At 62.4% G+C, this 26,352-nt stretch carries 26 protein-coding genes; 17 read left to right on the top strand and 9 right to left on the bottom strand.

Translation table 11 applies throughout. The annotated features are described in order from the left end of the window. Positions 1–105: 105 nt before the first annotated feature. Genes ACB031_RS00645 through sdhC form a run of 4 tightly spaced genes read right to left on the bottom strand, consistent with a single transcriptional unit; the run spans position 106 to position 3,335 of the window. A complete protein-coding gene (locus tag ACB031_RS00645; protein WP_010634177.1) occupies positions 106–822 on the bottom strand; it encodes a succinate dehydrogenase iron-sulfur subunit in 717 nt (238 codons plus the stop codon). Between the two features lie 17 nt (positions 823–839). Further along, positions 840–2,606, bottom strand: a complete 1,767-nt coding sequence (gene sdhA, locus ACB031_RS00640; protein ID WP_017779962.1) for a succinate dehydrogenase flavoprotein subunit — start codon at positions 2,604–2,606, stop codon at positions 840–842. Between the two features lies 1 nt (position 2,607). Continuing rightward, entirely contained in the window at positions 2,608–2,952 is a 345-nt protein-coding gene (gene sdhD / locus ACB031_RS00635) for a succinate dehydrogenase, hydrophobic membrane anchor protein (protein ID WP_213343523.1), read from the bottom strand. Next, positions 2,946–3,335, bottom strand: a complete 390-nt coding sequence (sdhC, locus tag ACB031_RS00630) for a succinate dehydrogenase cytochrome b556 subunit (protein WP_005300207.1) — start codon at positions 3,333–3,335, stop codon at positions 2,946–2,948. The genes sdhD and sdhC overlap by 7 nt, the downstream gene beginning before the upstream one ends. Before the next feature lie 424 nt (positions 3,336–3,759). Between sdhC and ACB031_RS00625 the strand changes: the two genes are divergently transcribed. The 3 genes from ACB031_RS00625 (at position 3,760) to ACB031_RS00615 (ending at position 6,073) form a co-directional block, all read left to right on the top strand. After that, positions 3,760–5,046, top strand: coding sequence for a citrate synthase (locus tag ACB031_RS00625; RefSeq protein ID WP_005300205.1), 1,287 nt, complete (start codon positions 3,760–3,762; stop codon positions 5,044–5,046). 93 nt (positions 5,047–5,139) lie between these two features. After that, positions 5,140–5,466, top strand: a complete 327-nt coding sequence (locus ACB031_RS00620; protein ID WP_371138809.1) for a DUF4377 domain-containing protein — start codon at positions 5,140–5,142, stop codon at positions 5,464–5,466. Between the two features lie 112 nt (positions 5,467–5,578). Further along, entirely contained in the window at positions 5,579–6,073 is a 495-nt protein-coding gene (locus ACB031_RS00615) for a GNAT family N-acetyltransferase (RefSeq protein WP_042049270.1), read from the top strand. A gap of 59 nt (positions 6,074–6,132) precedes the next feature. On the opposite strand, the gene fabB is transcribed toward ACB031_RS00615, so the two are convergent. Next, positions 6,133–7,344: a beta-ketoacyl-ACP synthase I gene (fabB, locus tag ACB031_RS00610; protein ID WP_010634180.1), complete on the bottom strand. Its 1,212-nt coding sequence runs from the start codon at positions 7,342–7,344 to the stop codon at positions 6,133–6,135. 90 nt (positions 7,345–7,434) lie between these two features. Between fabB and mnmC the strand changes: the two genes are divergently transcribed. Beyond that, the gene (gene mnmC, locus ACB031_RS00605; RefSeq protein ID WP_371138808.1) at positions 7,435–9,447 is read left to right on the top strand and encodes a bifunctional tRNA (5-methylaminomethyl-2-thiouridine)(34)-methyltransferase MnmD/FAD-dependent 5-carboxymethylaminomethyl-2-thiouridine(34) oxidoreductase MnmC; all 2,013 of its coding nucleotides are present in this window, start codon (positions 7,435–7,437) and stop codon (positions 9,445–9,447) included. An 89-nt stretch (positions 9,448–9,536) separates the two neighbouring features. Here mnmC and ACB031_RS00600 read toward each other — a convergent pair whose 3' ends face one another. After that, positions 9,537–10,136: a DUF922 domain-containing Zn-dependent protease gene (locus ACB031_RS00600; protein ID WP_201891639.1), complete on the bottom strand. Its 600-nt coding sequence runs from the start codon at positions 10,134–10,136 to the stop codon at positions 9,537–9,539. Between the two features lie 335 nt (positions 10,137–10,471). Between ACB031_RS00600 and dcuC the strand changes: the two genes are divergently transcribed. From dcuC to ACB031_RS00575, 5 genes are all read left to right on the top strand, one after another. Continuing rightward, on the top strand, positions 10,472–11,824 hold the full coding sequence (gene dcuC, locus ACB031_RS00595; RefSeq protein ID WP_005300187.1) for an anaerobic C4-dicarboxylate transporter DcuC: 1,353 nt from the start codon (positions 10,472–10,474) through the stop codon (positions 11,822–11,824). 129 nt (positions 11,825–11,953) lie between these two features. Next, positions 11,954–13,612: a bifunctional UDP-sugar hydrolase/5'-nucleotidase gene (locus ACB031_RS00590; RefSeq protein WP_371138807.1), complete on the top strand. Its 1,659-nt coding sequence runs from the start codon at positions 11,954–11,956 to the stop codon at positions 13,610–13,612. Between the two features lie 197 nt (positions 13,613–13,809). Continuing rightward, on the top strand, positions 13,810–15,453 hold the full coding sequence (locus ACB031_RS00585; RefSeq protein WP_371138806.1) for a hypothetical protein: 1,644 nt from the start codon (positions 13,810–13,812) through the stop codon (positions 15,451–15,453). Positions 15,454–15,592: 139 nt separating this feature from the next. Continuing rightward, positions 15,593–16,096: a M48 family metallopeptidase gene (locus tag ACB031_RS00580; RefSeq protein WP_139724198.1), complete on the top strand. Its 504-nt coding sequence runs from the start codon at positions 15,593–15,595 to the stop codon at positions 16,094–16,096. 26 nt (positions 16,097–16,122) lie between these two features. Beyond that, complete coding sequence (locus tag ACB031_RS00575; RefSeq protein ID WP_139752641.1) at positions 16,123–16,911, top strand: DUF2927 domain-containing protein; 789 nt, start codon at positions 16,123–16,125, stop codon at positions 16,909–16,911. 147 nt (positions 16,912–17,058) lie between these two features. Here the strand turns inward: ACB031_RS00575 and ACB031_RS00570 are convergent, their stop codons facing one another. After that, positions 17,059–17,307, bottom strand: coding sequence for a DinI family protein (locus tag ACB031_RS00570; protein ID WP_005300177.1), 249 nt, complete (start codon positions 17,305–17,307; stop codon positions 17,059–17,061). Positions 17,308–17,585: 278 nt separating this feature from the next. Here ACB031_RS00570 and ACB031_RS00565 point away from each other — a divergent pair, with 278 nt between their 5' ends. Beyond that, complete coding sequence (locus ACB031_RS00565) at positions 17,586–17,855, top strand: type B 50S ribosomal protein L31 (RefSeq protein ID WP_010634187.1); 270 nt, start codon at positions 17,586–17,588, stop codon at positions 17,853–17,855. After that, on the top strand, positions 17,852–17,977 hold the full coding sequence (gene ykgO / locus ACB031_RS00560) for a type B 50S ribosomal protein L36 (protein WP_005300174.1): 126 nt from the start codon (positions 17,852–17,854) through the stop codon (positions 17,975–17,977). The genes ACB031_RS00565 and ykgO overlap by 4 nt, the downstream gene beginning before the upstream one ends. 50 nt (positions 17,978–18,027) lie before the next feature. On the opposite strand, the gene ACB031_RS00555 is transcribed toward ykgO, so the two are convergent. After that, positions 18,028–18,894 (bottom strand): pirin family protein, encoded by an 867-nt coding sequence (locus ACB031_RS00555; RefSeq protein ID WP_371138805.1) that lies wholly within the window; start codon positions 18,892–18,894, stop codon positions 18,028–18,030. Between the two features lie 124 nt (positions 18,895–19,018). Here ACB031_RS00555 and ACB031_RS00550 point away from each other — a divergent pair, with 124 nt between their 5' ends. From ACB031_RS00550 to ACB031_RS00540, 3 genes are all read left to right on the top strand, one after another. Beyond that, on the top strand, positions 19,019–19,924 hold the full coding sequence (locus tag ACB031_RS00550; protein ID WP_371138804.1) for a LysR family transcriptional regulator: 906 nt from the start codon (positions 19,019–19,021) through the stop codon (positions 19,922–19,924). A gap of 285 nt (positions 19,925–20,209) precedes the next feature. Then, the gene (sbcB, locus tag ACB031_RS00545; protein WP_371138803.1) at positions 20,210–21,637 is read left to right on the top strand and encodes an exodeoxyribonuclease I; all 1,428 of its coding nucleotides are present in this window, start codon (positions 20,210–20,212) and stop codon (positions 21,635–21,637) included. A gap of 154 nt (positions 21,638–21,791) precedes the next feature. Beyond that, positions 21,792–22,298, top strand: a complete 507-nt coding sequence (locus ACB031_RS00540) for a hypothetical protein (protein ID WP_005300120.1) — start codon at positions 21,792–21,794, stop codon at positions 22,296–22,298. 72 nt (positions 22,299–22,370) lie between these two features. Here ACB031_RS00540 and ACB031_RS00535 read toward each other — a convergent pair whose 3' ends face one another. Then, positions 22,371–24,080 (bottom strand): glycoside hydrolase family 36 protein, encoded by a 1,710-nt coding sequence (locus tag ACB031_RS00535; protein WP_371138802.1) that lies wholly within the window; start codon positions 24,078–24,080, stop codon positions 22,371–22,373. A 159-nt stretch (positions 24,081–24,239) separates the two neighbouring features. On the opposite strand from ACB031_RS00535, the gene ACB031_RS00530 reads away from it, so the two are divergent. The 3 genes from ACB031_RS00530 to cdd all read left to right on the top strand — a co-directional run bounded on the left by ACB031_RS00530 (position 24,240) and on the right by cdd (position 26,348). Then, positions 24,240–24,596 carry a CidA/LrgA family protein gene (locus ACB031_RS00530; RefSeq protein WP_211050716.1) on the top strand — a complete coding sequence of 119 codons (357 nt, stop codon included), beginning with the start codon at positions 24,240–24,242 and terminating at the stop codon, positions 24,594–24,596. Then, positions 24,593–25,279 carry an LrgB family protein gene (locus tag ACB031_RS00525; RefSeq protein WP_010634194.1) on the top strand — a complete coding sequence of 229 codons (687 nt, stop codon included), beginning with the start codon at positions 24,593–24,595 and terminating at the stop codon, positions 25,277–25,279. Before ACB031_RS00530 ends, ACB031_RS00525 begins: the two co-directional genes overlap by 4 nt. 187 nt (positions 25,280–25,466) lie before the next feature. Beyond that, complete coding sequence (gene cdd, locus ACB031_RS00520) at positions 25,467–26,348, top strand: cytidine deaminase (RefSeq protein ID WP_042007764.1); 882 nt, start codon at positions 25,467–25,469, stop codon at positions 26,346–26,348. Positions 26,349–26,352 lie beyond the last annotated feature (4 nt).

The following is a 26,352-nucleotide window of genomic DNA, read 5'->3' as shown; positions in this document are numbered from 1 at the left end:
TGTACATCTTGTTCACTGCAGCGCAGCTTGTAGGGGTCAAATAGCCATCCAGGCTGGATGGCTATCCAGAGGTCGGGCCTGGCGCGTGACGCCCTGGCCCTGATATCAAACAGCCCGGTTGAGCAGCATCGACTTGATGTGGCCGATGGCCTTGGTCGGGTTCAATCCCTTGGGACAGACGTTCACGCAGTTCATGATGCCGTGGCAACGGAACACACTGAAGGCGTCATCCAGATTACCCAGTCGCTCGGTCGCGGCGGTGTCGCGGCTATCCGCCAACCAGCGGTAGGCGGCGAGCAGCCCGGCCGGGCCGATGAACTTGTCCGGGTTCCACCAGAAGGAGGGGCAAGAGGTGGAGCAGCAGGCACAGAGTATGCACTCGTACAGGCCATCCAGCTTGGCGCGCTCTTCGGGGGATTGCAGGTGCTCACGCACGGGCGGCAATTTTTCGTCGTTGATGAGGAAGGGTTTGACCTTCTCCCACTGGGTGTAGAACTGGGTCATGTCGATCACCAGATCGCGGATCACCGGCAGGCCTGGCAAGGGGCGGATAACGACGTTATTGCCCTTCTTCAGCAGATCGGAGAGCGGGGTGATGCAGGCAAGACCGTTCTTGCCATTCATGTTGAGACCGTCTGATCCACAGACCCCTTCGCGGCAGGAGCGGCGGAAGGCGAGCGTGGGATCCAGCTCTTTGAGCTGGATCAGTGCGTCGAGCACCATCATGTCGGAACCTTCAGGAATATCAAGACGATATTCCTTCATATGGGGGACGTTATCAACATCCGGATTGTATCTGTAGACAGAGAATGTGACGTTCATTGTGCTTGGCTCCGCAATCAGTAAGTCCGGACCTTGGGCGGGAACGCCTCACGGGTCTTGGGTGACATGTTGACAGCGCGACGGGTCATGGACTCGGTGTCCGGATGATAAAGGCTGTGGCACAGCCAGCTCTCATCGTCACGCTCCGGGAAATCGAAGCGGCTGTGGGCGCCCCGGCTCTCGGTACGGAAGTTGGCGGCCACCGCGGTGGCATAGGCGGTCTCCATCAGGTTGTCCAGCTCCAGGCACTCGATGCGCTGGGTGTTGAACTCCCTGGAGGTGTCGTCCAGACGGGCGTTCTTGAGGCGCTCGCGGATGAGTTTCAGCTCGGCCAGCCCTTCCGCCATGGCATCCCCTTCGCGGAACACGGAGAAGTTGTTCTGCATGCAGCGCTGCAGATCCTTGCGGATCTGGGCCGGGTCTTCACCGTTACGGTTGCTTTCCCAGCGGTTGAGGCGCTCGAGCGCCTTGGCGATGTCGGCTTCGGTGGCTTCCACGCCGTGCTCCATCGAGCCCAGGGTCTCCACCAGGTGCATGCCGGCGGCACGACCAAACACCACCAGATCCAGCAGGGAGTTGCCGCCCAGACGGTTGGCGCCGTGCACGGAGACGCAGGCGATCTCGCCCACCGCGAACAGACCGACCACCGGCACGTCGTTGCCATCCTTGTCTTGGGTCAGGCACTGGCCGTTCACGCTGGTCGGCACGCCGCCCATCATGTAGTGGCAGGTCGGGATGATGGGGATGGGTTCCTTGACCGGATCCACGTGGGCGAAGGTGCGAGAGAGCTCGCAGATGCCCGGCAGACGGGATTCCAGTACCTCTTTGCCGAGGTGATCCAGCTTGAGCTTGATGTGCGGGCCCCAGGGACCGTCGCAGCCACGGCCTTCGCGGATCTCGATCATGATGGAACGGGCCACCACGTCGCGACCGGCCAGGTCCTTGGCGTTCGGCGCATAACGCTCCATGAAGCGCTCGCCGTCTTTGTTCAGCAGGTAGCCGCCTTCACCGCGGCAACCTTCGGTGACCAGTACCCCTGCCCCGGCGATGCCGGTGGGGTGGAACTGCCAGAACTCCATGTCCTGCACGCCGACCCCGGCACGCAGCGCCATGCCGACACCGTCACCGGTGTTGATGTGGGCGTTGGTGGTGGACTGGTAGATGCGACCGGCGCCGCCAGTGGCGAGTACGGTGGCCTTGGCCTTGAAGTAGACGACTTCACCGCTCTCCATGTCGATGGCGGTACAGCCGACGATGTGGCCGTCCTGGTTCTTCACCAGATCCAGCGCATACCACTCGGAGAAGACGGTGGTCTTGTTCTTGACGTTTTGCTGATACAGGGTGTGCAGCAGGGCGTGGCCGGTACGGTCGGCAGCCGCCGCGGTACGGGCAGCCTGCTCGCCACCAAAGTTCTTGGACTGACCGCCAAACGGACGCTGATAGACACGGCCGTTGTCGAAGCGGGAGAAGGGCAGACCCATGTTCTCCAGCTCATAGACGGCCTCGGGGCCTGTCTTGCACATGTACTCGATGGCTTCCTGATCACCGATGTAATCGGAGCCTTTCACGGTGTCATACATGTGCCACTGCCAGTTGTCGTCGTGGGCGTTGCCCAGCGCAACCGTGATGCCGCCCTGGGCGGAAACCGTGTGGGAACGAGTCGGGAAAACCTTGGAAAGCAGTGCGCAGCTCTTGCCGGATTGGGCAATCTGCAGCGCGGCGCGCATGCCGGCACCGCCGGCGCCGATCACGACCGCATCAAATTCACGAGTTGGAATAGTCACCTTACACACCCCACAGCACGACGAAACCCGTCATCAGATAGACAAACAGCACCACCACCAGTGCAAACTGCAGCGCACCGCGCAGCCCGACCGGCTTGATATAGTCGGTCAGCACCTGCCACAGACCGATCCAGGCATGGATCAGCACACACAGCAGCGCCAACAGGGTGAACACCTTGGTGAAGGTTTTCGCGAAGAAACCGGTCCACACCTCGTAGCTGATGTCGTTGCACGCAACGAAACCCACCAGATAGAGGACATAACAGGTCATGATGAGGGCGGTGGCGCGGATCAGGATGTAATCGTGAACACCGCTGCGCCCGAATGTTGCAGAATTGGTTACCATACCAGAACCCCCGCCAATACCGCCAAAATCGCAGTGATCACGAAGGCCACACGGGCACTTTGATTACCGGATTCCAGCTCTTCCCAATAGCCCATGTCCATGACCAGGTGACGCAGCCCGCCCACAATGTGGTAAGCCAGCGCGGTCAGGATCCCCCACAGCACGAATTTGACCAGGAAGTTGTCCATGATGGACACCACGGTCTCAAATCCTTCGGGAGAGGCGAGTGAAGTACCAAGCATCCACAGCAAGATTGAGAGCGCCACAAAGGTGATGACCCCTGAGACACGATGCAAGATGGAAGCGATGGCGGTGACAGGAAAGCTGATCGTCTGTAGGTCGAGGTTTACAGGTCTCTGTTTATTTTTCACGGCTTTGCCCACTCAGCTCCATTGAGCACGTTAGTTATTGTTTTTTCACGCTTATGAGGGCATGGAGTGGCATTTGTTAGGTTTTTGTTACCAAAACAACTCGGGAAAGCCAAAAACGACATTTTCAATATCACATCTGGCTTTGCGAAAGCGTTTCAAACACCGACAGCCATCACCCACGAGGCGCAGTATATCGGCGGGCTTAACCAATGACAATCAATTAGCTACAAAGAAAACCCAAAACCGTAAACCAGATCTCACAACTGATTTAACAAAACATTAATGATCATCCAGCAAAATTGACAACAGGCCTGAACTCTGTTTCAAATAAGGCGCTCCAGCCGCCCTGGTACGGGTCAGAACCTTTGCCAGCGTCATCAAACTCGTAATAAAGTAGAGCTGGAATCAAATTATAAAAGAGCAAAGGAGACGTGCTATGGCTGATAAGATAGCCACCCTACATCTGCCCGGCAAAGACCCGGTAGAACTCCCGATCCTGTCAGGAACTGTCGGACCTGACGTGATCGATGTCAGAAAGCTGGGCGCGCAAGGGTACTTCACCTTCGACCCCGGTTTCATGGCCACCGGTTCTTGCAAATCATCCATCACTTACATAGATGGCGATCAGGGTGTCTTGCTGCACCGTGGTTACCCCATCGCCCAGTTGGCCACCCAGGCCAGCTACCTCGAAGTCTGCTATATCCTGCTGTACGGCGAGGCGCCCACCAAGGCGCAATACACGGAATTCGAACGTCTGGTCACCCGCCACACCATGGTGCATGAGCAGATCGCCTTCTTCTTCCGCGGCTTCCGCCGCGACGCTCACCCCATGGCCGTCATGTGCGGCGTGGTCAGCGCGCTTTCCGCCTTCTATCACGACGCCCTCGACATCAACAACGAAGAGCACCGCGAGATCTGCGCCTTCCGTCTGCTCTCCAAGATGCCGACCCTGGCCGCCATGTGCTACAAGTACTCCATCGGCCAGCCGTTCATGCAGCCGCGCAACGCCCTCTCCTATGCCGGCAACTTCCTGCACATGATGTTTGGCGTGCCGACCGAAGAGTACAAGGTCAACCCCATCGTCGAACGCGCCATGGACCGCATCTTTACCCTGCATGCGGACCACGAGCAGAATGCCTCCACCTCCACCGTGCGTCTGGCGGGCTCCTCCGGTGCCAACCCGTTCGCCTGTATCGCCGCGGGGATCGCCTCCCTGTGGGGTCCAGCCCACGGCGGTGCCAACGAAGCCTGCCTCAAGATGCTCGAGGAGATCGGCTCAGTGGATCGCATCCCCGAGTACATCGCCAAGGCCAAGGACAAGAACGATCCGTTCCGTCTGATGGGCTTCGGTCACCGGGTCTACAAGAACCACGACCCCCGTGCCACCGTGATGCGCGAAACCTGTCACGAAGTACTGACCGAGCTGCAGATCAAGGATCCGCTGCTGGACGTGGCCATGGAGCTGGAGCGCATCGCGCTGTCCGACCCCTACTTCATCGAGAAGAAGCTCTACCCGAACGTGGACTTCTACTCCGGCATCATCATGAAGGCCATCGGCATCCCCATGTCCATGTTCACCGTGATCTTCGCCATCTCCCGTACCATCGGCTGGATTGCCCACTGGAACGAAATGCACTCGGATCCGGATCAGAAGATTGGCCGTCCGCGCCAGCTCTACACCGGTCAGCCGCAGCGCGAGTTCACTCCGCTCGACCAGCGTTGAGTCGCAGGTTTCAGATATTTTGTTACAAAGGCGGTCATTGACCGCCTTTTCATTTGCCGCTCTAATGCCCCCCTTTTAGCCAAGGAGTCCATCATGAGACCATTATTCATCAGCGCCGGCGCCGCCCTGCTGCTCAGCGCCTGCCAGAGCGCCCCTGCCCCGACCGCCGGCGAGACTCTCTACGTCAACAGTCAGCTGGTGCACTGCGTCGGTGTCGGCCCCATGCAGTGCATGCAGGTGCGCAGCGACGAGCAGCAGCCCTGGACCCTGTTTTATCAGCAGATTGAAGGCTTCCAGTTTGAACCCGGCTACCGCTACCAGCTGAGCGTCAGCAAGGAGCCGCTCACCGATGTGCCGGCAGATGCCCCTTCCCTGCGCTACCAGCTCATCAAGGTCGTCAGCAAACAGGCGGCGCGCTGATCAAAAAAGGCATCATTTGAAGATGCCTGTTCAGTTGGTGACCCGCTTCTGGTAGGCTGGCTGACGCATTCACTATTTAATCAGCGTTTTCGGGCAGCCATGCCCTGTCATTATGATCAGGATCCGCACGACCCGGGCCAACGACTGGCCCGCCATCATGGCCATTCAGGACGAGTGTTATCACCAGCTGGATCCTGAACCCATCGACGTCATGAGCAACAAGGCCGAACTGGCGCCCGACTGCTGCTGGGTCGCCGAATATCAGGGCCAGGTGCTGGGTTACCTGCTCTGCCACCCCTGGCGCGCCCACCAGCCACCGCCCCTCTCCGTGTCCGTGCAACGCCTGGCCGGCAACGACGAGTTCTATCTGCACGATCTCGCCGTCTCCAGACAGGCTCGCGGCAAGGGGATCGGCCAGCGGCTGCTCGCCACCGCCCTCGCGTTTGCCACCGACGAAGGGTTCGAGCACGCCGGTCTGGTGGCGGTGCAGGATGCGCCGGCCTTCTGGCGCAAGCAGGGATTCAAGCCTGCCAGCACCCAGAAGTCCCTGGCTGAATACGGCGAGGGCGCCACCTACATGCGACTGCCACTGCAGGCGCGGGCCTGACGAACACCCAATAAAAAAGGCGCCTTGCGGCGCCTTTTTTGCAACTCATGACGGGCTCATCAAGCCTTGAACTTGCTGAACACCAGGGAGGCGTTGGTACCGCCAAAGCCGAAGCTGTTGGACATGACGGTGTTGAGCTCGGCCTCTTCGTACTCGCGCACGATGGGCAGACCTTCAGCCTTCTCGTCCAGGGTCTCGATGTTGATGCTGGGGGCGATGAAGCCGTGTTCCATCATCAGCAGGGAGTAGACAGCCTCGTGCACGCCGGCGGCGCCCAGCGCATGGCCGGTCATCGCCTTGGTGGCAGAGATCTTGGGACCGTTGGCACCAAACAGGGTCTGGATAGCTTCCAGCTCTTTGGTATCACCGACCGGGGTGGAGGTGCCGTGGGTGTTGATGTAGTCAACCTTGCCAACACCTTGCATCGCCATCTTCATGCAGCGCACCGCGCCTTCACCGCTCGGGGCGACCATGTCGTAACCGTCGGAAGTGGCGCCGTAGCCGGTCAGCTCGGCATAGATGTGAGCACCACGAGCCAGCGCGTGCTCCAGCTCTTCGATCACCAGGATGCCGCCGCCACCGGAGATGACGAAACCATCGCGGTTCGCATCATAGGTACGGGACGCCTTTTCCGGCGTGTCATTGTATTTGGTAGACAGCGCGCCCATGGCATCAAACTGGATGGTAGAGGACCAGTCCAGCTCTTCACCGCCACCGGCGAAGACCACATCCTGTTTGCCAAGCTGGATCAGCTCCATGGCGTGACCGATGCAGTGAGCGGAGGTCGCGCAGGCGGAGCTGATGGAGTAGTTCACGCCCTTGATCTGGAACGGGGTAGCCAGGCAGGCAGAGGTGGTGGAGGACATGGTGCGCGGCACCATGTAGGGACCCACACGCTTGACCCCTTTCTCGCGAGCGATGTCCACAGACTCGGAGGTGTTCTTGCCGGAAGCACCACCCGAACCGACCACCAGGCCGGTACGCTCGTTGGAGACCTGGTCTTCCGCCAGGCCGGCATCTTCAATGGCCTGCTGCATGGAGAGGTAGGCGTAGGCCGCAGCGTCACCCATGAAACGCATGACTTTACGGTCGATCAGTTCAGACGGATCGAGTTTGATGTTACCCCAGACACGGCTGCGCAGGTTGTGCTGCTCGAACTGCTCGGAATAGGTGATGCCAGATTTGCCTGCTTTCAGGGAGGCCAGCACTTCTTCCTTGTTGTTGCCGATACTGGAGATGACGCCGATACCGGTGATCACTGCTCTTCTCATTAATTCATCTCGTCTGGAAAAACTGGCACCGAGTCTACCCGCTTTCGGCTGCCAAACTGGTCTGCTTTCACGTAGAATGCCCGCGATTTTGTGACGCGAGCCGAGGAAAACGTGAGTCAAACATCCTTACATCATGCCCGATTGGACTGGAATGAAGCGGGAACTCCAGTCTCCAGTGAGTTCGGGGATGTGTACTTTTCCAATGATAACGGTCTAAGTGAAACCCGCTACGTCTTTTTGCAGCAAAATCGGCTGCCAGCGCGATTTTCGCACCACGATAGTGACATTTTCGTGATAGGTGAGACAGGTTTCGGCACAGGTCTTAACTTTCTGGCGACAATGGCCGCCTTTCTGGAACAGGCGCCCCAAACCGGCAACGGTTCCCGGCTGCACTTCATCAGTTTCGAAAAGTACCCGCTCACCCAGGCCGATCTGCGCAAGGCGCTGGCGGCCTGGCCCGAGCTTGCCCACCTGAGCCAGGATCTGATTGCCCAGTGGCCGCTGCCGGTCTGCGGCTGTCATCGCCTCATCTTTGCCGGCGGCCGCATCCGGCTCGATCTCTGGCTTGGCGACATCAAGGAGATGCTGCCCCAGGTGCCCCACCCGGCAACAGGGCTGGTGGATGCCTGGTATCTGGATGGCTTCTCGCCGGCCAAGAACCCCGAGATGTGGACCCAGGATCTGTTCGACGGGCTGGCCCGTCTCGCCCGCCCCCAGGCGACCATCGCCACCTTTACCTGCGCCGGCTTCGTGCGCCGCGGCCTGATTGCCGCCGGCTTTGCCATGCAGAAAGTGAAGGGCCACGGCAGCAAGCGGGAGATGCTGGCAGGCGAGCGCGCAGACAAACTGCCGCAGCAGACCATAGCCCCCTGCTATGCCAGACCCGCCGGCCGTGAGGGGGAGGTGCTGATCATCGGCGGCGGCATCTCCTCGGCCATGACGGCGCTCTCGCTGGTGGAGCGAGGCCGCAAGGTCACCCTCTTGTGCCAGGATGACGAGCCGGCCGGCGGCGCCTCCGGCAATCGCCAGGGGGCGCTCTATCCGCTGCTCAACGGTGAGCACGATGCCCTGTCACGCTTCTATTCGCTGGCCTTCGGCTTTGCCAGAAGCCGACTGCTGGCCCTGGCCGAGCGCCACCCCGTCGCCTTTTCCCTGTGCGGCGTCACCCAGCTCGGTTATGACGACAAGTCCGCCGCCAAGCTGACCAAGATGGCGCAAGGCCCCTTCCCGCCCGAGCTGATGCAGGTGCTTTCCGAGCCAGAGGTTGAGCAGGTGGTCGGCCTGCCTTGCGGCCACGGCGGCGTCAGCTATCCGCTGGGGGGCTGGCTCTGCCCGGCCGATCTCACCCGCGCCGCCATCAAGGAGGCGCAGGCCAGCGGGCTGCTTGAGGTGCTCTTAAATACCCAGGTCGCTACCGTGACCGAACAGGCGGATGGCTGGCAAGTCGAAAGCTGTGAAGGTCGCCGCTGGCAGAGCCCCACCCTAGTGGTGGCCGCCGGACACCAGTTGCCGGCACTCATCCCCTTTGCCGAGTTGCCGCTCTATCCGGTGCGCGGCCAGGTGAGCCATGTGCCCACCTCCGCCAGCCTGAGCCGGCTCAATACCGTGCTCTGTTATGACGGCTACCTCACCCCAGCCAACGAAGGCCAACACTGCATCGGCGCCAGCTATGGCCGCAACCAGACCGAGCTCGCGTTTCGCGCCGAGGAGCAGGCCCAGAACCAGGCGCGCCTGCAGGCCTGCCTGCCGCAGCAGCGCTGGCCTGCCGAGGTGGACGTGAGCGGCAACCAGGCCCGGGTCGGCGTGCGCAGTGCCAGCCGGGATCATCTGCCGGTGGCGGGGCCGGTCGTCAGATTGGCGGCGCTGGCGGATTACAATATGAAGGCACCCGTTGATCAGCAGAGTCCATTGCCCCTCTACCCCGGCCTCTATGTGCTGGGAGCGCTCGGCTCACGGGGTCTGTGCTCGGCCCCCCTTTGCAGCGAGCTGCTCGCCAGCGAGATCTGCGGCGATCCGCTGCCGCTGGCCGCCGATCTGCTGGAGGCGCTCCATCCGGCCCGCTACTGGGTACGCAAGCTGCTCAAGGGCAAGCCGTTGCAGTAAGCCTCAGATGCTCAGCTGAAGGCTCGGCAAGGCACAACAACAAAACGGGCTCCCTTGGGGAGCCCGTTTTTCATGGATGGTATGTGGTGTCAGATGCCCTTAGGCCAGTTGAGCCCCAGCTTGCGGCCATGGTCAGTCTGCTGCTGCAACTGGGCAAAACGCTCGCGCAAGCTGGCTAGTCCCCCCTGCCCACGCTGCCAGGCCTGATACTGCAGGGCGGCGCAGTCACGCTCCACCGGCAGCTGGGCCAGCTGGATGCCGAGCTGGCTCACGCTCTCCAGCAAGATGTCCTTGTGGCGGCTCTCGTAATCGAACATGGCGGCCACCAGCTTGTCCCACTTCTGGCGCTCGGCGGCGGAGGCCTTGGCCTTGTCCATCCAGTTCGGCACCATCACCTTGATGCGGGTGGTGACCTTGACCTGCTCCAGCTCACAGCGCTGCGCCCCGGGGCTAGTCTGCAACTGCCAGGAGAGTTGATAGCTGGCCATGCCGATGTGGCCATTGGCCCGGGCTGTGCCCGCATTGGTCATCTGGCGGGCCAGGCTCGCCACATCCGGCCCGGAAACCCGATAAAACTGGAAGTCTACCTTGATGTCAGGCACCGCCTTGATGCCGGTGTAATGGGAACTCTCGGCCCCTGCGGTGGCGGCGAACAACATCAGTGCCACCATGAAAAGTTTGCTGACCATTCCCATCTCTGCTGCCTTGACCTCGTTGCTGGCGGGGTTGTTATTTTAATTAATAATCAACGCATTAATATTCAAAGCAGGAGATTAACCGCGATCCCAGCGACTGTCACCTACTCCCGTCACAAAGCCTAAGTGTCAGCTTGACAAGTCGCAACCCCGCGCCCGTATTGATTTGCAAGCGAGATCACAAGTGATGCGCTACATCATGGTGGGTTACCCCTTATTGGATAATAATCGCCGAGTTTTATGTCGATGCATTTCGGGATTGGCCAGATTAACCTCCAAGTTGACGCCAATAATGCATCCACTCCCATTCGTACTCAGGAACTCACTCTATGATGGAACTCCTTATCGGTACCCTGGTCACCCTTGCCGTGGGCCGCTACATCTTCAAGGGCTACTCGGCCACCGGGGTGCTGCTCAGCGGCGGCCTGCTGCTGCTGGCGATCACCGCCCTGATGGGCAAGGCGGTGCTGCCCGCCAGCGTCACCTCCACCGGCCACGTGGCCACCGACGTGTTCGAATACGTGCGCTTCCTGCTGGTGGACCGGGGCGGTGGCCTTGGCATGCTGATCATGGTGCTGTGCGGCTTCGCCGGCTACATGAGCCACATCGGGGCCAACACCATTCTGGTGAAGCTCGCGAGCAAGCCGCTCGGCGTCATCAAGTCCCCCTACATCCTGCTGGTGGCCGCCTACCTGGTGGCCTGCGCCATGTCGCTGGCGGTGAGCTCAGCCACCGGTCTGGGCGTGCTCTTGATGGCTACCCTGTTCCCGCTGATGGTCAACATGGGGATCTCCCGCGGCGCCGCGGCAGCGGTGTGCGCCTCACCGGCCGCCATTATCCTGGCCCCCACCTCGGGGGACGTGGTGATGGCCGCCCAGGCCGCCAACATGGAGCTCATCGAGTTTGCCTTCAAGCTGACCCTGCCCATCTCGCTGGTGGCCATCGCCGCCATGGCGGTGACCCACTTCTTCTGGCAGCGCTATCTGGATCAGAAAGCCGGTGAGCACAACGCCGCCGTCGCCCCGAGCGATCTCATCACCGACGCGCCCGGCTTCTACGCCATCCTGCCCTTCACCCCCATCATCGGGGTGCTGCTGTTTGACGGCAAACTGGGTCCCAAGCTCGACATCGTCACCATCATCGTCATCTGCCTGGTGCTGGCCGCCCTGCTGGAGCTGGTACGCAAGCGCAACGGCAAAGAGCTGCTGGACGGGTTGCAGGTGTGCTGGCGCAGCATGGCCGATGCCTTCGCCGGCGTGGTAATGCTGCTGGTGGGGGCCGGGGTGTTTGCCCAGGGCCTGATGGGGCTCGGCTTCATCGCCAACCTCCTGGATCTGGCCCAGAGCTTTGGCACCGGCGGCATCGTCATCATGCTGGTGCTGGTGGTCATCACCACCCTGGCCGCCTTTACCACGGGCTCCGGCAACGCCCCCTTCTACGCCTTCGTGGAGCTCATTCCCCATCTGGCTACCAGCCTCGGCGTCAACCCGGCCTACCTGGTGATCCCCATGCTGCAGGCCTCCAACCTGGGCCGCACCATTTCACCGGTCTCCGGGGTGGTGGTCGCCTGTGCGGGGATGGGCAATCTCTCTCCGTTCGAGGTGGTCAAGCGTACCTCGCTGCCGGTGGCCGTCGGCCTGCTGGTGGTGATCCTCGCCACCCAGATCATGGTGCCCGCCTGACGTGGTCGGGGCTCCCTGAGCGGATGCCCCGCCTCTCCCCGCTCTACCAGCCCGGCCTGCCGCCGGGCTGGTATCTCCCCCCGCCATTGGAGTAGACTCGGTGCTCTTTTTTCTCGAAGGAGGACCGAGATGAGTATTACGGTTCAACTTGCCCATTTCAGTGACTGCCACTCCCATTTCGACGGCGCCCCCATGCGCTTCGCCCCCGCAGGCGAGTCCGAGTGGCGCACCCAGTGCGGAGGCTATGCCCGTATCCTGACCCGGCTCAACGCCCTGCGTCGGCAGGCGGACGAGGCGGGCCAGTCCTGCCTGTTTCTGCACGGTGGCGACACCTTCCAGGGCTCGCTCTATTTCAACCGCTTCAAGGGGCGGGCCAACGCCGATCTGCTGAGCCTGTTGCGACCGGACGCCATGGTGATCGGCAATCACGAATTCGATCTGGGCAACGGTCCTCTGGTGGAGTTTTTGCGCCAGCTCGATTTTCCGGTGCTGGCCGCCAACCTCGACAGCAGCCAGGAGCCGGCCGATACCCCACTCCCCTTGCGCGGCCTGCCCAATCTGCACGATGCCAGCCGTCCCTGGCAGCGGCGCCTGCTCGGCGGCGTGCCCTTCGCCCTGCTTGGCATCACCTTGCCGCAGATGGCCGCCATCGCCAACCCGGATGGCCACACCCACTTCCACGGCATCGAGCAGACCCTGCAAGCCGCGCTGGCAGAGATCAAGGCCGCCGGCATTCAGCACATCATCCTGCTCAGCCACCTGGGGCTCGAGCAGGACAAACGGCTGGCCGAGCGTTTCCCCGAGCTCAGCCTCATCATCGGCGGCCACACCCACAGCCTGCTGGGGGAGCTGGCGCCGCTCGGGCTCGACAGCGAAGGCAGCTACCCGCTGATGGTGAACGGGGTGGCTGTCCTGCACGCCGCCCACAGCGCCCTCTGCCTCGGGGTGTGCGAGCTGACCTTTGACCAGCGCGGCCGGGTAGCGCGCAGCCGCGGCCAGCTGGAGTGGCTGCCCTGGCAGCCCTGGCCCTTTGCCGGCAATCCGCCGGCCGGGCTCACCTTCTGCGACCCCGATCCCGAACTGGAACAGCATCTGGCCAGGCGCTACCGGCCCGAGCTGGAGACCATGACCCAGCGCATCGTGACCCGCCTTGACGAGCCGCTGCACCACCAGCGGCTGCCCGATGCCAACCTGCCGGCCGGCAGCCAGGTCGCCCCCCTGGTGGCGAGCGCCATGCTGGCCAGCGCCCGCGAGCAGGTCGGTCAGGTGGACTTCGCCCTGCACAACGCCGGCGGGGTGCGCTGCTCCCTCGAACCCGGGCCGCTCAGCGAAGCAGATATCGCCGGCCGCCTGCTGCCCTTCGCCATCCCGCTCACCCTCTATCGGGTGCACGGTCACGAATTGGCCGAGGCGCTGGAGGGGGCCATCGACAACGCCACCAACAACGGGGTGACGGGCAATGGCAGCGGCAGCTTCCCCTACACCGCCGGAGTGCGCTTCTGTTATCAGGCGGATCAGCCCAAGGGGCGCCGGATCACCCGGCTGGAGTGGGAGCGTGCGCCTGATGAGTGGCAAGCGGTCGACGCCGACGCCATCTATCGGGGGGTCTCCAGCGCCTACACCGCCTCCGGCAAGGAGGGCTACACAGCGCTGGCCCGCACCCTGACCCAGCACAATCAGGAGCTCGGCATCACTCTGGCGGATGCCTTCATTCGTTGGGCCCGCTATCTGCCGGCGCTCACCGCCATGCCGGCGCGGGTGGAATATCAGGGGCCGACCGCCGGCTGATCCCTCGCCAGCCGGGGCGAAAGCCGGACTCGGCTTCGCCCTTTGTCCCCGTACGCCATAAAACGTGCCGCTTTCTTGTCGTAAAGCGGCACTTTTGCAAATTATTTCAAGCACATTCCCCTGGCCCATTGCATCGTGTGGTCAGGCTCGGCAAGATAGGCCCGCTTTCGAGACTTCCCAGCAGGAACAGGTCACCCATGAATCATGCCATCCGTTTTACTCCTCCTCGCGTCAATCCGGGCCTGCGGCCGCTGGTGATCCTGCTCACCGGTTTGCTGGCCTTGCTGTTCTGCCTGCGCAACCCGCTGTTCCACGGCATGGCGCCGGGCTTCGACGCCTCGCTGTTTGCCGTGATGGGCAAGATGTGGAGCGAGGGGGGCGTGCTCTATCGGGACATGATCGACATCAAGGGCCCCATGATCTTCGCCCTCGATGCCTTCGGCTACGGCCTCGGCGGCTTCTTCGGGATCTGGTTGCTGGAATGGGCGCTCTGCTGGCTGGGACTGATGGCCAGCTGGCAGGCCTTCGGTCAGCTCGGCCTCTCATTGCGGGCCCGACTCGGCAGCATGTTGGCGGTGCTGGCGCTCTATGGCACCCGCTACTACTACGGCAACATGACCGAGGACTGGACGTTCCATCTGGCTTTCATCGCCCAGTGGGCCTTCATCACCATGTTGCTGGACAAGCGCTGCAGCTGGGGACCGGCGCTGGTGGCCGCGCTCACCTTTGCCATCGTCGCCTGGATGCGCACCAACAACGGCGCCTTCTGGGGGGCCTGGTATCTGGTGCTGTTCTGCCACTGGTGCCTGCGCGAGCAGTGGCGCTGCGCCCTCTCCCTGCTCTGCTCCAGCCTGCTGGGGCTGGCGCTCGTCGGCGGTCCACTGCTGGCCTACTTCCAGCACCACAACCTGCTGGCCGAGTTCAAGTACTACGCCTTCGACATCTTCTTCGAGGGGAGCTACGGCAACGGCTTCTCGCCGGATGTGGGCAGCGTCGGCCTGCTGCGTACCGGCCTCATCATGCTGCTGCCCGCCTTCATCGTGCTGATGATGAGCCGTCGTCAGGAGTGGTACCTGCCGGTGCTGTGCGCCACCCTGTTTGGGGTCATCTTCACCCTGATCGCCAACTCGGTCTCCGGCCACGTGTTCGATCACTACGACGTGCTCTATCTGCAGCTGGCCCTGCTGCCGCTGGCCTGCCTGCTGGATCGCAGCGAACAGCAAGCCGATGCCCTCGGTCTGCTCTGCATCTCGCTGGTGGTGCTGACCGCCAGCTGGCTGCTGGCCCAGCAGCTCGGCTACGGCTGGAGCACCAAGGAGTGGTCACTGGAACGGGTACGTGAAGTGCTCGGCAACAGCCTGCTGTGGGCCCTGCCGGTGCTCATTCTGGTACCCCTGTGGCGCGCCTGGGACGTGCGCAGCACCACCCCCTGGCTCGCCTCGCTGGCCATGTTGGCCCTGATGCTCAACAACGCCTGGGAAGGCAGCCAGAAAGGCAGGCCCTTCAACCCGCCGGCCCAGGTACGGGTCGACCGGATCCTGGCCGAAAGCACCCCCGCCGACAAGATCTGGGTAGATGGCATCCAGCCCCAATATTACCTCTGGACCGATCGCCAGCCGGCCTCCGCCTACCTCTTCTTCGCCAACGTCAACCCGCCCTATGACGTGCGTGAGCGGGTGCTGGCCGACCTCAAGCGCCAGAGTCCCAAGTTCATCATCGCCAAGCCGGATCGGGTTGCCGATGAGCTCAAGAAGCCCAGCTCCCCCTCCAGTCTCGCCTTCTATCAATATCTGGTGAGCCAGTATGAAGAGGTGGAGCCGGGTCTCTATCGCAGACGCTGAGCCCCCTTGAGCGAACAGGGCCGTCATCCCGCGATGACGGCCTTTTCATTGCGGTGAGGCAGGCCCGGCCCGAAACGGTAGGCAAGCGGCGACGCGCTGACTACAATGGCGCTCTTTTGATGTATTGAGTAATGCAGACATGGCGGAACTGACCTATCTCGGTGGCTACCCCGAGCCCCTCAAGGCCCAGGTGCAACAGCTGATCGCGGCGGGCAAGCTCGGGGAGGTGCTGGCCAGGCGCTATCCTGAGACCCACCTCATCCAGAGCGACAAGGCGCTGCTCGCCTACACCATGGAGCTGAAGAACCGCTATCTCAAGAGCTCGGCGCCGCTTTCCAAGGTGATCTTCGACGGCAAGATCAACGTGATCAAGGATGCCCTCGGCCTGCACACCTATGTGAGCCGGGTGCAAGGTAGCAAGCTCAAGGCAAAGAACGAGATCCGCATCGCCGCCCTGTTCAAGGAGGCCCACCCGGCCTTCCTGAAGATGATCGTGGTGCACGAGCTGGCCCACCTGAAAGAGAAGGATCACAACAAGAGCTTCTATCAGCTCTGTCAGCATATGGAGCCGGACTATCATCAACTGGAGTTTGACCTGAGGCTCTGGCTCACCTGGCGCGATCTCGAGCGTGCCACACGCTGATCCATCGCAGGTTTCAAGGAGGAGAGATGATCCCGTTGCGCCGACCACTTGCCCGCTGGTTGATGGCGGCACTCTTGCTGAGCCCTTCCCTCTCGGCAGCTGAACGCTGGCAGAGCGATGCCTATCTCACCGCAAGCTTCTTTGAGATCGCCATGAAGCGGGAGTATGGCCACGAACAGAACGTGCGCTTCTCCCGCTGGGAGCAGCCCATCCGGCTCAAGCTGGTCAACGAGTTTGGCGACAAGGCGCTGCAAAGCGAGGTGGTCAGGGTGCAGAGCCAGCATCTGGCCGGCATCATAGGCCGCCCCATTACGCTGGTAGACGAGCGGCCCAACATCACCCTGATCATGACCGAGCGCGCCAAGATGGCGAGCTGGGCCAAGCGCACCATGGGGCAGGATGCCTCCGTCAAGACGGCGCTCAAGGAGGGACTCTGCATGGCCAACTTCACCACCAATACCCGCCGCGAGATGGCCCGCGCCACCATCATCATTCCGGTGGATTACAGCCGGGCCAAGGGGCGCTTTCTCGACTGCGTGGTGGAGGAGCTCACCCAGGTGATGGGACTGCCCAACGATTCGGACAAGGTGTTTCCCTCTATCTTCAACGACAACAGCATCGACAGCTTCCCGACCGGGCTCGATTACGTGCTGCTCAAGCTCGCCTATCACCCGGCCCTGCAGGCCGGCATGACGGCCAGCGAAGTGCGCGCCGTTCTGCCCATCGCCCTCAAGGCGCTGCGGGCCAGCGGTGACATTGCCCAGGCCGATCAGCGGGTACAGGTCAACAGCCTCAAACGCTGGGCCGGGCTCTAACACTTGCTGCCAGTTCTGAGTTTTGAGGATTAAGGGCAGAGAGCACGACAAGCACGGGCTCCATCCCGCGAAAACAAAAAACGCAGCCATGGCCGCGTTTTTTCTGTCTATCCAATTTTCATATGCTCGACGCCCGCCCCGCCTGGCTCAGGAGGCTGCACTCTCCGGCATCCAGCTGTCGGCGTTCTCCCACACCTCCTGCACCATGGCTTCCGCCAGCTCCTTCTCTTCCTTGCTGGCCCGGCTGACGGTCAACGCCATGGCACTGCCGGGGGCGACGCGAACATGCAGGTCGGGGAATTTCTCGCCCAACTGCTTGAGCAGCTCCTGGCGCAGCGCCTCCATGGTCGAGGTGGGCACCTGATGTTTCTTGTCGATGATGATTTCCAGACGCATAGGATACTTCTCCATGATTTTTACTGTATTTTTATACAGTAAAAATCAAAAGTAAAGAGGGCGCCAGCGGCTGACCAAAAACTCTTTCCTGCCAGACCTTCTCCTCTGATGCAATTGGCTGCCTAATCAAGCGGTCAACCGAGCAAACGACGCAACGCGGCAACTTCATTCTCCTCGCTCAACCCTGATGCCGTGCAAAAAGTTGTTGATATTGATTCTCAACGGAGGCATGATTTTATTGTTATAACATAACACCAAATCATACAGAGCGAACCATCATGCGTCCAGACATTCACCCCGAGTACCGTCAGGTTCTGTTCCACGACCTGACCGCCAACACCTATTTTCTGGTGGGTTCCACCCTCAAGACCGATCGCACCAAGCTGTGGGAAGACGGCAACACCTACCCCTATGTGACGCTGGATGTCTCCAGTGCGTCACACCCCTTCTATACCGGCAAGCAGAAGCAGGTCAGCAAGGAAGGTCAGGTCGCCCGCTTCGGCCAGCGTTTCGGTCAGTTCTTCAACAAAGGAAAAGCGCAGTCATGAAAGTCCTCTCTTCCCTCAAATCAGCCAAGTCGCGCCACCCCGATTGCCAGATTGTCCGCCGCCGCGGCAAACTGTTCGTGATCTGCAAGAGCAACCCCAGGTTCAAGGCCCGTCAGCGCTGATCCACAGCATCATAAAAACAAGGCCCTCATACGAGGGCCTTGTCCATTTATCACTCCGGCATCACGCCGAATCTGCCGCTGTTGAAGTCATCGATGGCCTGCACTATCTCCTCATGGCTGTTCATCACGAAGGGGCCGTGCCCCACGATGGGCTCCTCGATGGGCTCACCGCTCAGCAGCAACACAGTGGCGTCACTGTTTGCCTCGATCAGCACCTGCTGCCCCGCTCTCTCTAACACCACCATCTGTGCCTCCCGGGCGATGGCACTGCCGTTGACCTGCACCGAACCCTTCAACACGATGAGCGCGCCGGTCCAGCCTTCGGGCAACTCGAGTGTGCTGAGGCTGCCCTGCACCAGCCGTAGATCCCAGACATGCAGCGGACTGAAGGTATGGGCCGGACCACGGACCCCCTCAAACTCGCCGGCGATGACCCGTACCGACCCCGCGTCGCTGGCCAGTGCCACCGTCGGAATGTCGCGTGCCAGGATGGGCTGGTAACCGGGCGGCGTCATCTTGTGGCTGCTCGGCAGATTCACCCACAGCTGCACCATCTCGAGTTCACCGCCCGACGCGCTGAAGGCCGGGGCATGGAACTCCTCGTGCAAGATACCCGCGCCGGCGGTCATCCACTGCACGTCGCCCGGGCCTATCACGCCGCCCCGACCGGTCGAATCCCGGTGCGCCACTTCGCCCTTGTAGACGATGGTCACCGTCTCGAAACCGCGATGGGGATGTTCACCCACCCCGCGCGGCCGGCTGGTCGGCGTGAAGTTGGCCAGGCCGGCATAGTCGAGCAGCAGAAACGGGCTCAACTGCTTGCCGTGGCTGCTGTAGGAGAAGAGGGAGCGTACGGGAAAGCCGTCGCCTACCCAGTGAGGACGGGGGGCGCTGTAAACACCGAGGATCTTTTTCATCTGTCGCTCCTGACATATCCGGTGGAATTGAACACTGGAGACAGCATAGTTTCGAGACGAACAGGTGGGTAGACTGCTAAATTAAGCATCAGCGTCCTATTTTTGGAACGATGAGAGCACCCTAATGCAGGATCTGAATGATCTCTACTACTTCGTCCAGGTGGTGGATCACGGCGGTTTTGCCCCCGCCGGCCGCGCCATCGGCATGCCCAAATCTCGCCTCAGCCGCCGGATAGCACAACTTGAAGAGCGGCTCGGCGTGCGGCTGATCCAGCGCTCGACCCGCCAGTTTGCGGTGACCGAGCTGGGCCGTACCTATTACGAACACTGCAAGGGGATGCTGGTGGAGGCCGAGGCGGCGCAGGCTGCCATCGAGATGACCCGAACCGAGCCCTGTGGTCTCATCCGCATGAGCTGCCCCATCGCCCTGCTGCACACCCATATCGGCCCCATGCTGGCGGATTTCATGGCACGTCACCCGCAGATCAGAGTCGAGCTGGAGGGGACCAATCGGCGGGTCGACCCCATCGCCGAAGGCGTCGATGTGGCGATCCGGGTCAGACCGCCACCGCTGCAGGACAGCGAACTGGTGATCCGGACACTGGCGCAGCGTCGCCAGTGCCTGGTGGCCAGCCCGGCACTGATAGCACAACGGGGCTTGCCCGCCGCGCCGGCGGATCTGCACGGCTGGCCCAGCATGGGGCTGGGAGCGCCACGGCAGCACTATGTCTGGTCGCTGTTCGGGCCGCAGGGGGCCCATGTCGAGCTCGCCCACCAACCCCGTTTCGTCACCACCGACATGGTGGCCCTGCGCAGTGCCGCGCTGGCCGGTATCGGCGTGGTGCAGTTGCCGCTGTTGATGGTGCGGGAGCAGCTCGATGCCGCCACCCTGATCAAGGTGGTGCCCGCCTGGGAGCCAAAGCCCGAACTCATCCACGCCGTGTTCCCCTCCCGGCGCGGCCTGCTCCCCTCTGTGCGGGCGCTGATCGACTATCTGGTGGCTCGATTCGCCGCCATCGATGAGGAGTAACCTGCCATGCCCGGCCGGGATCGCCAGGCCGGGCATCCATCCTCGATGTCCGGCACACTGGCGGGCGCGGCCAGAGAAGCCGTTGAGCCATGCCTTTGTCTTAGAAGATCATGGCGTTGCTCATCTCACCTGGCTGGCCAACCTGCCGCGGCCAATAAACCGCCAACCACGACGACTGCCCTTCGCTCTGCCTGCGCTATGGTTTACCATGCAGGCAACCGAGGTGCATGGCACCCCCACCCAGGCGCCAGACGCCGCCGTCATCGGATATCCCTCTCGAGCAACATGAGTAAAACAGCACACGCCGGCAGCGAGCCGACCTTCTACTTCCACGATTACGAGACTTTCGGCATCAGCCCGGCCAAGGACAGACCGGCGCAGTTTGCCGGCATTCGTACCGACGGGGATTTCAACCTCATCGGTGAGCCGCTGGTCATCTATTGCAAGCCGCCCGCTGACTATCTGCCGGAGCCGGAGGCGTGCCTCATCACCGGCATCACGCCACAAAAAGCGATGAAGGACGGCCTGTGCGAGGCGGATTTCATCCGTCAGATCCACGAGCAGTTCGCCACCCCGGGCACCTGCGTACTTGGCTACAACAGCATCCGCTTCGATGACGAGGTGACCCGCTACACCCTCTATCGCAACTTCTATGACCCCTATGCCTACAGCTGGCAGAACGGCAACTCCCGCTGGGACATCCTCGACATGCTGCGGGCCTGCTACGCCCTGCGCCCTGAGGGGATCGAGTGGGCGTTTGACGAAGAGGGCAAGCCGAGCTTCAAGCTGGAGAAGCTCACCGTCGCCAACAGCGTGGCCCACGCCAACGCCCACGATGCGCTCTCCGACGTGCTGGCCACCATCGAGATGGCCAGGCTGGTGAAAAAGGCTCAACCCAAGCTGTTCGATTATCTCTTTGATCTTCGCAGCAAGAACAAGGTGAAGGCCCTCATCGACGTGGTGACCATGAAACCCCTGGTGCACGTCTCCGGCATGTTCTCCCCCTGGCAGGGATGTGCAAGCTGGGTGTCGCCGCTCGCCTGGCACCCGACCAACCAGAACGCGGTGATCATGGTGGATCTCACCCGCGACCCCACCCCGCTCATCGAACTCACCAGCGAGGAGATACGCGAGCGCCTCTACACCAAGAAAGAGGAGCTGGGGGACCTGGCCGGCATTCCGGTGAAGCTGGTGCACATCAACAAGTGCCCGGTGCTGGCGCCGGCTGCCACCCTGACGCCGGAGCGCGCCGACCAGCTTGGCATCGACCGGGCTCAGTGCCGCAAGAGCCTGGATCTGCTGCGCGCCCACCCCGAAGTGCGGGAAAAACTGGTGGAGGTATTCAATCAGGAGTTTGCCGGCAACAATGACGGCGATCCGGATACCCAGCTCTACGCCGGCTTCTTCGGTCACGGCGACAAGTCCACCATGGATCTGGTGCGCGCCACCCCGGCGGATCTGCTGGGCGAGCGGGAGTTTGCCTTCACGGATCCCCGTCTGCCGGAGATGCTGTTCCGCTACCGCGCTCGCAACTGGCCGCACACCTTGAGCGAAACGGAGCAGAAGCGCTGGCGCCTGCACTGCAGCGACTACTTCAGCCGTCGTCTGCCCGACTATGTGCCACGCCTGGAAGCGCTGGCCGAGCAGAATCAGGGGAACGAACGGAACTTTGCCATCCTCAAGAGCCTCTATCACTATCTCGAAGATCTGTAAGATGTGACCCGCCTCACGGTTAAATGACTGTACGCTCCCCCGCCCCGCGACATAATGGGAAGGGGAGCAAAGACTCCTGATGTTTCAATTATTTGTGCGCTAACATTGCACTAACGGCCGGTAGGCCTATCGACCCTTGGGGATGCCTCATCCGATGCGTTCAGGATTATCCGGTTTTGGTTTGCTCATCTGCGCCCTGCTGCCATCGACCAGCATGGCGGGCGTGCGCTTTGATATCCCCGACTACCTGCTGCAGTTGCCGCAGCAGACCTATGAGCTGATCGAGAGCAACTTCAGTCGCCTCTATCGGCAGACCGATTTCACCCCCCAGATCACCAACAGCTATTTCAACCGCTCCGATCTCTACAACTTCGTCGGCGTGCCGTTGGCCATCACCCCCCAGGCCGGTTTTCAGCTGGAGGTATTCGGCCAGCTCTACAACCGCGCCTCCCAGAGCTATGTGCACATGAGCCAGGACATGTCGCTCTATCGGATGATCCGGGCCGACATGATGGGCAACACCAACGACGAGGTGGCCCTCGGCATGGGGCTCGGCATTCCGCTCACGGCGCAGCTCACCTTCAAGGCCCTGCTCTCCAGCAACGAGATCCCGGGCTATGGCGCCGCCAACTACGCCATCGGCTTCGAGTGGCGTTACTGACTCCGCTATAGCAGCGCCTTTCACAATAAATTCAGGCTCCCGTGGGAGCCTGAATCATGACTGCCAGACCGCTCAGCGGTAGCGGATCACCCGCCCCTCGCCCCCCTGCAGGGTGAGCGCGGTACCGACGGCCCCCTCTTCCCAAAAATCCTCGCCACCCGCTGGCAGCAAAAACTCCTGAGGCTGCGCCTCCCAGTTGAAGAGACAGAGCAGGGTACCGCCCTCGGGCAGGCTCACCTCGCCGCAGGCAAAGTCCATCGACTCGAAACGGGCGCAAGGGGCCCGCGCCGCACAGAGCTCGAGCAGCTTGCGCAGTTGCGCCGCCTGTTCCTCGTCGAGATCCTGCAGCCTGTCCCCGGCCAGCATCATGCCGCCGCTTGCCACCAGCGCCGCCAGATGAAAACGGTACTCGGCAGGGCTCGCCTGCTGGCTCGGCAGATCCCGCAAACAGATGCAGTCAGGATCGAGGGCCCACAGCCGGTCGCTCTGCCAGGCGCGGCAGAAAGCCTCGCGAGCGATCTGGCGATAGCGCTGGCCATTGCGCTCCACGTCATCGCTCACCCGCATACCGTGCACCAGGCCAAGGCTTGGCCAGATGGGCGCATTGCAACCGAGCAGGAAGGCCCCCTCGCCCGCCCCGCGCAGGATGGCGGCCATGCCGCGCCGGTAGGCCTCGACCCGGGTGGCAGCCGGGTCGTGGAAGCAACCGCCGTGGATGGCCCCCCAGAAGTTGGCGTCAAGCTTGAAGTAGTGGATGCCCCACTGCTCGCGCAGGGTGCGGAACACCCGCTCGAGGTGAGCCTGCACCTCGGGGTGGGTGCCATCCAGCACGTACCAGGGGGTACAGCGCCAGCCGCCGTAGGTAACCCGCTCTGAGGGCAGCGGCAGCCCGTCCTCCCCCTTCACGAACCAGTCGGGGTGATCCTGAAACACCTGGGAGCCGGGCTCGGCGATAAAGGGGGCCACCCAGAGCGCCGGCTCGCAGCCAGCGTCTTTGATCTCGGTGGCCAGGGATGCCACCCCCTGCTCGAACTTGGCCGACGGGGTGAGCCAGTCACCCATCTTGGCCTGATAACCGTCGTCAAGCTGCACGTAGCGCAGCGCCGGGAAACGCTCGGCACGCACCTGCAGGTTCTCGCGAATGTCGGCGGCGCTCACGTCCGCATAGTAGTGATACCAGGAGCACCAGCCGCTGGGGCGCTCGCCGACCTGACCGATCAGCGAGCCATGCTCGGCCTCGATCCGCTGCGCCAGTTCGGCCAGCAGCGCCTCCCGATCTTTTCCCTCGAGGCAGAGCAGCGCCTCGCTCTGCCAGAACTGGCCGGCAGGGAGTGCACGCCCCTCGCCGTTCATCAGGATCTGCAACCGGCCATCGGGGTAGAGCCGAAACTCCCCGCCAAAGCGCTGGCAGCTGGCAAAGGCGAGCAGCAACCAGCCCCTGTCATGCTCCACCAGCAGCAGGTTGTGCACCGTGTGATAGCCCTGATCGTCGGTGATGCGATAGACGCCGGCATCGGGGCAGCGACCGACCGGCTGCGGCGCTTGCCAGCTGCCCATGGTCTGGGCCAGCATCTGGAAGCCTTCGCCGTAGATGGCGCTCGCAGGCGAGAGGCCGAGCTTGCCGTCAAACAGCGTCCAGTGCCCGACCCGGGCCTCACCGCTGCCGGTGTTGTCGAGCCGCACCCGGCACAGGGGGCCTTCCCACTGGCGGGTTTGCAGCAACGAAGGGGGGAGATGGTGGTCGTCCGCCAGCTGACGCAGGCGGGACAAGAGAGATGTCATGGCGACTCCTTGTGGTTCGAAAAGGGTTCTATCTGAAAATCTTCAATGAAATCAGCCTCAAACGAACTGATTTCAGCTGTTATTGTTTTAATGCCGCGACCCTGTCTCTCTGGTAGACTGGCGTATTCCTTACTTCACCGTTACCAAGATGGGGCTCCTGTGATCGCGCAACGTGCCTTGCTGTACCTTCGTGACTTTCTGGTCATCGTCGCCTGCCTGCTGGCGGGCAAAACCCTGGCAGCCATCCTGCCGTTCACCTTTCCCGGCAGCATCATCGGCATGCTGCTGCTGTTCGTGCTGCTCTCCCTGCAACTGGTGAAACTGCACTGGGTCGAGCAGGGCGCCGGCCTGCTGCTGCGCCACATGGGGGTCTTGTTCGTGCCGGTGGCGGTCGGGCTGGTGGCCTGGCTGGAGCCGCTGCGCCAATCCTTCGGTCTCATCATGCTCTGCATCGTGCTCGGGATCGTGCTGATCCTCGGCACCGTCGGCCGTCTCTACCAGAGGATGAACAGATGATCTTCTGGCTGGCCATTCCCTTGACCCTGGCGCTCTACTTCGCCACCCGGGCCCTCTATCGCAAGCTGCCCTGGCCCATCATCAACCCGGTGCTGGTGCCCACCGCCGTCATCATCGGCCTGCTGCTCTGGTTCGATCTGCCGCTAGAGCAGTACGAGAGCGGCACCCGCCCCATCACGGCGCTGCTGGAGCCGGCGGTGGTGGCGCTGGCGCTGCCCCTCTATCAGCAGGCCCGCCAGATCCAGGCCAGGCTCAAACCCATCCTGATCTGCACCCTGAGCTCGGTCCTGATCTCGGTCTGCACTACCCTGGCAGTCGGTCATTTCATGGGCGCCGATCCGGCACTGCTGGCCTCGCTCGCCACCAAATCCATCACCACCCCGCTCGCCATGAGCGTCAGCCAGTCCCTCGGCGGCATTCCTGCCATCGCCGCCGCCGTGGTGGTGGTAGTCGGGATCGTCGGCGCCCTGGTGGGCTTCCCCCTGCTCAGGCTGATGCGGGTCACCGACCCCGAAGCACAGGGGCTGGCCATGGGGGCCTGCGCCCACGCCATCGGCACCGCCACCTCCGCCGAGCAGGGCATCACCCAGGGTGCCTTTGCCTCGCTGGCCATGGTGGTGTGCGGCATCCTCACCGCCGCCGTGGCGCCCCTGCTGTTTGCCATTTACCACTGGTTGAGCTGAAGCGCACCCTTTTCCGCTGCGGCGGGCCTGCGGGCCCGCCGATGTGCGACCTGCCGCACAATTTGCACAAGACAAACGTTTCCATTAACATCCCCCTCCGTTTGCCCGTCAGGGCGTGAGCACGCTCACACATTTAGCCGAGCTTGCTCCCTACAATGGCCCCCCAATTGGCCTTTGAGGACACACTATGCATCCCCGTTTTGCCAAGCCACTCGATACCCTGTCCGCTCCGCTCAAGGCAGCCCTGCTGCCCATGCTGGGTGATGATTTCCAGGCCCGCTTCACCGCTGATCAGGTCGCGACCCTGAAAGCCGCTACCGGTCTTGACGATCGCGCCCTGCGCCTGGCCCTGCTGCCGCTGGCCGCCGCCTGCTCGGTGGCGCCCATCTCCAAGTTCTTCGTCGGCGCCATCGCCTGCGGCCTGAGCGGCAACTGGTATTTCGGCGCCAACATGGAGTTCGCCGGCCAGGGACTGTTCCACTCGGTGCATGCCGAGCAGTCCGCCATCTCCAACGCCTGGCTGGGCGGCGAGACCGGCATCTCCGAGATCACCGTCAACTACACCCCCTGCGGTCACTGCCGCCAGTTCATGAACGAGCTGAGCACCGCCAAGACCCTCAAGGTCTCCCTGCCGGACGACTTGAGCGCGCTGCAATCCTTCCTGCCCCACTCGTTCGGCCCGGCGGATCTGGACATCACGGACGCCCTGATGAGCCCGCAGTCCCACGACGAGCTCCAGCTTGAGAGCGAGGATCCGCTGTGGCAGGCCGCGCTGGCCGCCGCCCGCCAGAGCTACGCCCCCTACAGCCAGGGTTATGCCGCAGTGGCACTGCAGTTCGCCGACGGGCGCATCTTCTGCGGCCGCTACGCCGAAAACGCCGCCTTCAACCCCAGCCTGCCACCGATGCAGATGGCCTGTGCCCATGCGGTGCTGGGCGGCGAGGATCTCGCCACCATCCGCCGCGCCGTGCTGCTGGAGAGCAAGGATGGCCAGATCAGCCAGCAGGACTCCGCCCGCGCCACCCTCAAGGCGCTCGGTTCGGTCGAACTGGAGTATCAGGCGGTCTGATCGG

This window comes from Aeromonas sp. S8(2024), assembly GCF_041403085.1.
Lineage (GTDB): Bacteria > Pseudomonadota > Gammaproteobacteria > Enterobacterales > Aeromonadaceae > Aeromonas > Aeromonas dhakensis.
This window is presented reverse-complemented; position numbering and strand designations above follow the sequence as displayed.

Bases quoted from the DNA above. Each gene is read 5' to 3' on its own strand.
- ACB031_RS00645 (WP_010634177.1), bottom strand. From the start codon at position 822: ATGAACGTCACATTCTCTGTCTACAGATACAATCCGGATGTTGATAAC.
- sdhD (WP_213343523.1), bottom strand. From the start codon at position 2,952: ATGGTAACCAATTCTGCAACATTCGGGCGCAGCGGTGTTCACGATTAC.
- ACB031_RS00625 (WP_005300205.1), top strand. From the start codon at position 3,760: ATGGCTGATAAGATAGCCACCCTACATCTGCCCGGCAAAGACCCGGTA.
- ACB031_RS00620 (WP_371138809.1), top strand. From the start codon at position 5,140: ATGAGACCATTATTCATCAGCGCCGGCGCCGCCCTGCTGCTCAGCGCC.
- ACB031_RS00615 (WP_042049270.1), top strand. From the start codon at position 5,579: ATGATCAGGATCCGCACGACCCGGGCCAACGACTGGCCCGCCATCATG.
- fabB (WP_010634180.1), bottom strand. From the start codon at position 7,344: ATGAGAAGAGCAGTGATCACCGGTATCGGCGTCATCTCCAGTATCGGC.
- ACB031_RS00600 (WP_201891639.1), bottom strand. From the start codon at position 10,136: ATGGTCAGCAAACTTTTCATGGTGGCACTGATGTTGTTCGCCGCCACC.
- dcuC (WP_005300187.1), top strand. From the start codon at position 10,472: ATGATGGAACTCCTTATCGGTACCCTGGTCACCCTTGCCGTGGGCCGC.
- ACB031_RS00590 (WP_371138807.1), top strand. From the start codon at position 11,954: ATGAGTATTACGGTTCAACTTGCCCATTTCAGTGACTGCCACTCCCAT.
- ACB031_RS00585 (WP_371138806.1), top strand. From the start codon at position 13,810: ATGAATCATGCCATCCGTTTTACTCCTCCTCGCGTCAATCCGGGCCTG.
- ACB031_RS00580 (WP_139724198.1), top strand. From the start codon at position 15,593: ATGGCGGAACTGACCTATCTCGGTGGCTACCCCGAGCCCCTCAAGGCC.
- ACB031_RS00575 (WP_139752641.1), top strand. From the start codon at position 16,123: ATGATCCCGTTGCGCCGACCACTTGCCCGCTGGTTGATGGCGGCACTC.
- ACB031_RS00570 (WP_005300177.1), bottom strand. From the start codon at position 17,307: ATGCGTCTGGAAATCATCATCGACAAGAAACATCAGGTGCCCACCTCG.
- ACB031_RS00565 (WP_010634187.1), top strand. From the start codon at position 17,586: ATGCGTCCAGACATTCACCCCGAGTACCGTCAGGTTCTGTTCCACGAC.
- ykgO (WP_005300174.1), top strand. From the start codon at position 17,852: ATGAAAGTCCTCTCTTCCCTCAAATCAGCCAAGTCGCGCCACCCCGAT.
- ACB031_RS00555 (WP_371138805.1), bottom strand. From the start codon at position 18,894: ATGAAAAAGATCCTCGGTGTTTACAGCGCCCCCCGTCCTCACTGGGTA.
- ACB031_RS00550 (WP_371138804.1), top strand. From the start codon at position 19,019: ATGCAGGATCTGAATGATCTCTACTACTTCGTCCAGGTGGTGGATCAC.
- sbcB (WP_371138803.1), top strand. From the start codon at position 20,210: ATGAGTAAAACAGCACACGCCGGCAGCGAGCCGACCTTCTACTTCCAC.
- ACB031_RS00540 (WP_005300120.1), top strand. From the start codon at position 21,792: ATGCGTTCAGGATTATCCGGTTTTGGTTTGCTCATCTGCGCCCTGCTG.
- ACB031_RS00535 (WP_371138802.1), bottom strand. From the start codon at position 24,080: ATGACATCTCTCTTGTCCCGCCTGCGTCAGCTGGCGGACGACCACCAT.
- ACB031_RS00525 (WP_010634194.1), top strand. From the start codon at position 24,593: ATGATCTTCTGGCTGGCCATTCCCTTGACCCTGGCGCTCTACTTCGCC.
- cdd (WP_042007764.1), top strand. From the start codon at position 25,467: ATGCATCCCCGTTTTGCCAAGCCACTCGATACCCTGTCCGCTCCGCTC.